This window comes from Trebonia sp. (assembly GCF_049794275.1).
Taxonomy (GTDB): domain Bacteria; phylum Actinomycetota; class Actinomycetes; order Streptosporangiales; family Streptosporangiaceae; genus Trebonia.
In genome coordinates this window covers 1-4049 of sequence record NZ_JBARCR010000181.1, presented here as the reverse complement: position 1 = coordinate 4049, position 4049 = coordinate 1, and the positions used below count along the sequence as shown (strand labels likewise).

Here is a 4049-nt window from a genome sequence, read left to right as displayed (position 1 = left end):
GCGCGGCACTCAGCCGAGGGGGCCGGCGCGGCCGCCAGCGGCGTGGCTCTCGATGATCCGCGCCGCCACCTCGGTGACCTTGAGGTGCCGCCGCTGCGACTCGCGGCGCAGGTGCTTGAGCGCCTGGTCGGCGTCGCAGCCGAGCGCGTGCATCAGAATGCCCTTGGCCTGGTCGGTGACCGCGCGGGCGGCCACGGAGTCCTTCAACTGCGTCGCAGTCCGCTGCGCCTCGCCGTAGGCGAGGGTGTTGGCGAACACCGTGCTGCCGAAGCCGGCGACCATCTCCGCCATCGGCACCCCGTCGGCGTCCAGGACGCCCGGGCGCACCGCGAACAACGCCAGCACCAGCGTCATCGGCGGGAACTGCCGGACCAGGTGCACCGAGCTACGCAGGCCGCGGCGCAGAGCTTCCTCGGCCCACTCCGGCCAGCGGTCTTCGAATACCGCGTCCGGGCAGCTCACCGGCTTGCGTTCGGCCACGGCGACAGCGAGGGGCCCGGCACCTGTCTTGATCTCCAGGTCGACGAGTTCGGCCGGGTCGGGATGGGTGGCCGCCATCACGGCCAGCTCGCCGTCCCGCCACAGCGTGGCGTGCGCCGCCGCGCAGCCGGGCACCTGGCGGACCGCCATCTCGGCCAGCTTGTTCAGTGACTTGGCTTCGCCGTTGGAGAGGCTGACAAGCTCGGTCGCCTCGTGACCGAGATCTTCGACCGTCACGCCGCCCCGCCCCTCCGCCGCTTAGCTACTTCTTAGGCTTAGCTACTTCTTAGCAGGATACGCGGGACAAGCCGACCCGGGTCCCCTGGCGAAGCCGCCGACGGGCTCGCCGGGCACGGTGGCGGCGGCCGGCTGGCCGGCCTTGGACGGGGCGGCGGACGCGGAGGCCTGCGTCCCCGAGGAGGCGAGCATCAGGCACGTCCGCGCCGCAGGCCGCAACAGCGAGCTGAGCAGCAGTGTGCCGGCGATGACGACGGCCAGCGCCGCGATGGCGACGACGCGGCCCCGCCAGGCGACCGGTCTCCTGCCCGGCCCGTTCCTGGCCGGCCGACTTCTGGCGACGAGGAGTGTCAGCGGCCAGCCGAACGGTGGCAGCCGCCACCGGAACTGCGGCAGCGGTTCGGCGCCGGACGGCGGCTCGCCCTTGTTGAGCGCGTTGAACATCGCGAACTTCGCGGCCAGCGTGGCGTCTTTCGCCAGGCCCCTTGTTATCCCCGCGAGCTGGCGCCGGAGCCGCCATCGGCCGCGCGGGCCGCGCCGTGGCCGGCTGATGCGGTCTGGCAAGGCCATGTCGACTCCTCCTCTCTAAGCCCGAACCGGGTCAGCGCCATGTCCGACGGGTGGGTCGCGACGCAGAACGGCGAGTACCCCAGGATCGCCATGTTCCCAGTCTCCGCCCCCGGCTCGGTCGCCTGGCAGCCGGACCCCACTTCGCGCTTGTTGCACGGCATCGTGACGTCCCGGAAGTACGGGCACCTGGTGCGCTGCGGCAGGTTCCCGCCGACGATGGCTATGGTGCGGATCTGGCCGGAGGCCCCGTTGAGCACGCGCGGCTCTCCATTGACGATCACGGTGACCTGGGATATCTCAGTATTCTCCATGACGAGCACCGCGTACCCAAGCCGACCCCGCCTAATCCCTTTGCGGCGGGAGACAAAGAAAAGCACGCTATGCGCGTGCTTTTCTTCCGTGATCATGGTCGGCGACCCCGCATGGCCGCCGGGGACCTTACTTCATTAGTGGCAGGTGACCTTGGGGTTCGCGCCGATGTAGTTGAGCGGGCCCGCGAGGATCGTGACGAGCACGGTGCTCGCGTGGGCGCAGGTCACCGAGGAGCCGTAGTATCCACGCTGCCCGGCGGCGAAGGCGCCGATAATGAGCCAGATTGCCAGGATGACGGAGCCGAGTCTCATCAGTTCCCTTTCTAACCTTTTCGATTGTTGGGCCCCCGGGCTGATTTCGCTTAGCTACTTCCCCCGGAATTGCGGAATATGCGGATCAAAAGCTCATGCCGCGCGGGTCCGCTGGCCTCGATCGGCCGCCCGCTCTGCCATTGAGTCCGCGAGCTTCGCGCGCAGCCGCTTGCGGGCGCGGTGCAGCCGGGACATCACGGTCCCGATCGGCACCCCGGTGATCCGCGCGATCTCGGCGTAGCTGTAACCCTCCGCGTCCGCCAGGTAGACCGTCGTCGCCAGGCGGGCGGGCAGCTCGCGCAGCGCCCGCTTGAGCACGGGATCCGGCATGCGGGCCAGCGCGGCGTCCTCGGCCGAGCTCGCGACGGCCGTCCGCTCAGGCGAGGACGGCTCGATGGTGTCCAGCGGAAACTCCTGGGGCCGACGGCGGCGCGCCCGGCAGGTTCCGTAGAACGCGTTGGCCTGGATGCGGTGCAGCCAGGCGCGCAGGTTCGTGCCCTGCTCGAAGGTCCCGAAGCCCGCGAACGCCTTCGCGAACGTCTCCTGCACGAGATCCTCCGCGTCCGCGGGGTTCCCGGTCAGCCGCAGCGCGGCGGAGCGTAGCTGCGGCTGGTAGGGCAGCACCTGGTCGGCGAACCGGTCCGCTGGCTCGGCGGGATTACTCACCTTGACCTCCCGGGTAACGGCCTCCCTCCACTACCCGGCTACCGAGCGGGAAACGTGACAATGCGGGGTATTGGCGACACGGTGAGCGGTCATTCGCCGCGGGCGGCCGCGGACCTGCTGCCCGCGCTCAGGAAACTCCGTAACTCGCATACCCTTAGTCACGTTCCCGCTTGTGCACGGCGAGCGGTGTGAGCATAATGCTGCGTGTTGTGCGCCATTGATCGCGCACGTTTTCCTGGGTCCGGAGATGCGGCCCGCCCCTTAGCCTGTGAAGGGCGGTGTCGTCGTGTCCGAAGACCGCTTTCTCGTGTCCTGGTACGGCCGGACCGCTGTGGTGAGGTTGCCCGCGGAGATCGACCTGACCATCGCCGACGACGTGCGCGAAGCGCTGCTGTCGGTGCTCAACAAGGGGGCGCTCGCCCTCGTGGTCGACATGACCGTGACCACGTTCTGTGATTCGGCCGGCATCACCGCGCTGGTGCGCGCCTCCCGGCGCGCGGACGCCACCGGGGCCACGATCTGCGTGGCCGCGAGCGGCCCGCCGGTGCTGCGCGTCTTCTCCCTGGTCGGCATTGACCGGCTAATCGACATCCACCCGACCGTGGACGACGCCCGGGCGTCGCTACCCGATCAGGAGGGATCTGGCCCGATGACAGTCGCCTGACCAGAAGAGCGAGGGCCTGGTCAGGCGACTGTCATCGACAGCAACACGTGCACGCCCTGCGGTCCGGACTCCACGGACACGTGGTCGCACAGCCGCTGCAGCAGCCAGCGGCGAAGCCGTTCCGCGTCGCCCAGCCTGGCGCCCCGCGGCCCGTCCGACAGCAGCATGCCGTCACCGCACACCTCGCAGAACGCGCGGTTCTCCGTCGTCCACAGCCGCAGCCTGGCCGTGCACGGCCCCTGTGCGACCGCGCAGGCCGCGGCCTCGCTGACCGCCTGCACGAAGTCCGACAGCTTAGCCATGCCCATCCCGGCGCGGGCGCCGAACGCCGTCGCGGCGCGGCGGACCGCCGGAATGTCCGCGAACCGGAATGTCTGCTCCGCCAGCGCACGGGCCACCGGAAGGACCGGCCGCCCACGTCCGGCGTTCGGGCCGCGCATCTGTGTGTTCATCGCTGCATCAACCGTCCTGGAAACCGTTCGGGGCCGACCGCGGCGGCTCGCCGCTCACGCTTGTCACGATCGACGCGGCCAGGTCGCGGATCTTGACGTTGGTGTTCTGGGACACCGTTTTCAGCACCGCGAAGGCCCTGTCCTGCGGGCAGCGCTCGGTGGCCATGATCACGCCGAGCGCCTGGTCGATGACGGCCCTGGAGACCATCGACGACCGCAACTGGTCGTTGGTGTCATTGCACGATGCCATCCGCAGCGCCAGCGTCAGCGCTCCCGACGCGTGCCCGGCGAACTGCTCCGCTCGCGCGGTCTCGGCCGGCCCGAACGCGCGCGGCCGCCGAGCGTACAGAGTGAGCG

At 70.0% G+C, this 4049-nt stretch carries 8 protein-coding genes; 1 reads left to right on the top strand and 7 read right to left on the bottom strand.

All coding sequences use genetic code 11. The features are described 5' to 3' along the window. Positions 1 to 9: 9 nt before the first annotated feature. The 5 genes from WA805_RS05200 to WA805_RS05180 all read right to left on the bottom strand — a co-directional run bounded on the left by WA805_RS05200 (position 10) and on the right by WA805_RS05180 (position 2576). Positions 10 to 717 (bottom strand): ANTAR domain-containing response regulator, encoded by a 708-nt coding sequence (locus tag WA805_RS05200; protein ID WP_425241778.1) that lies wholly within the window; start codon positions 715 to 717, stop codon positions 10 to 12. A 42-nt stretch (positions 718 to 759) separates the two neighbouring features. Continuing rightward, complete coding sequence (locus WA805_RS05195) at positions 760 to 1287, bottom strand: hypothetical protein (protein WP_422286241.1); 528 nt, start codon at positions 1285 to 1287, stop codon at positions 760 to 762. Then, positions 1206 to 1598, bottom strand: a complete 393-nt coding sequence (locus WA805_RS05190; protein ID WP_422286239.1) for a hypothetical protein — start codon at positions 1596 to 1598, stop codon at positions 1206 to 1208. The genes WA805_RS05195 and WA805_RS05190 overlap by 82 nt, the downstream gene beginning before the upstream one ends. A 135-nt stretch (positions 1599 to 1733) precedes the next feature. Continuing rightward, positions 1734 to 1910 (bottom strand): hypothetical protein, encoded by a 177-nt coding sequence (locus WA805_RS05185; RefSeq protein WP_422279406.1) that lies wholly within the window; start codon positions 1908 to 1910, stop codon positions 1734 to 1736. Between the two features lie 93 nt (positions 1911 to 2003). Then, positions 2004 to 2576: a sigma-70 family RNA polymerase sigma factor gene (locus WA805_RS05180; protein ID WP_422279408.1), complete on the bottom strand. Its 573-nt coding sequence runs from the start codon at positions 2574 to 2576 to the stop codon at positions 2004 to 2006. Positions 2577 to 2862: 286 nt separating this feature from the next. Here WA805_RS05180 and WA805_RS05175 point away from each other — a divergent pair, with 286 nt between their 5' ends. Continuing rightward, positions 2863 to 3240, top strand: a complete 378-nt coding sequence (locus tag WA805_RS05175) for an STAS domain-containing protein (protein ID WP_422286237.1) — start codon at positions 2863 to 2865, stop codon at positions 3238 to 3240. 20 nt (positions 3241 to 3260) lie between these two features. Here WA805_RS05175 and WA805_RS05170 read toward each other — a convergent pair whose 3' ends face one another. Both WA805_RS05170 and WA805_RS05165 read right to left on the bottom strand, forming a co-directional pair. Next, positions 3261 to 3692, bottom strand: a complete 432-nt coding sequence (locus WA805_RS05170; RefSeq protein WP_422279412.1) for a hypothetical protein — start codon at positions 3690 to 3692, stop codon at positions 3261 to 3263. 7 nt (positions 3693 to 3699) lie between these two features. Next, positions 3700 to 4049: ANTAR domain-containing protein (locus WA805_RS05165; RefSeq protein WP_425241777.1), on the bottom strand; the 350-nt coding region annotated here is incomplete at its 5' end.

Bases quoted from the DNA above. Each gene is read 5' to 3' on its own strand.
- WA805_RS05190 (WP_422286239.1), bottom strand. From the start codon at position 1,598: ATGGAGAATACTGAGATATCCCAGGTCACCGTGATCGTCAATGGAGAG.
- WA805_RS05185 (WP_422279406.1), bottom strand. From the start codon at position 1,910: ATGAGACTCGGCTCCGTCATCCTGGCAATCTGGCTCATTATCGGCGCC.
- WA805_RS05195 (WP_422286241.1), bottom strand. From the start codon at position 1,287: ATGGCCTTGCCAGACCGCATCAGCCGGCCACGGCGCGGCCCGCGCGGC.
- WA805_RS05170 (WP_422279412.1), bottom strand. From the start codon at position 3,692: ATGAACACACAGATGCGCGGCCCGAACGCCGGACGTGGGCGGCCGGTC.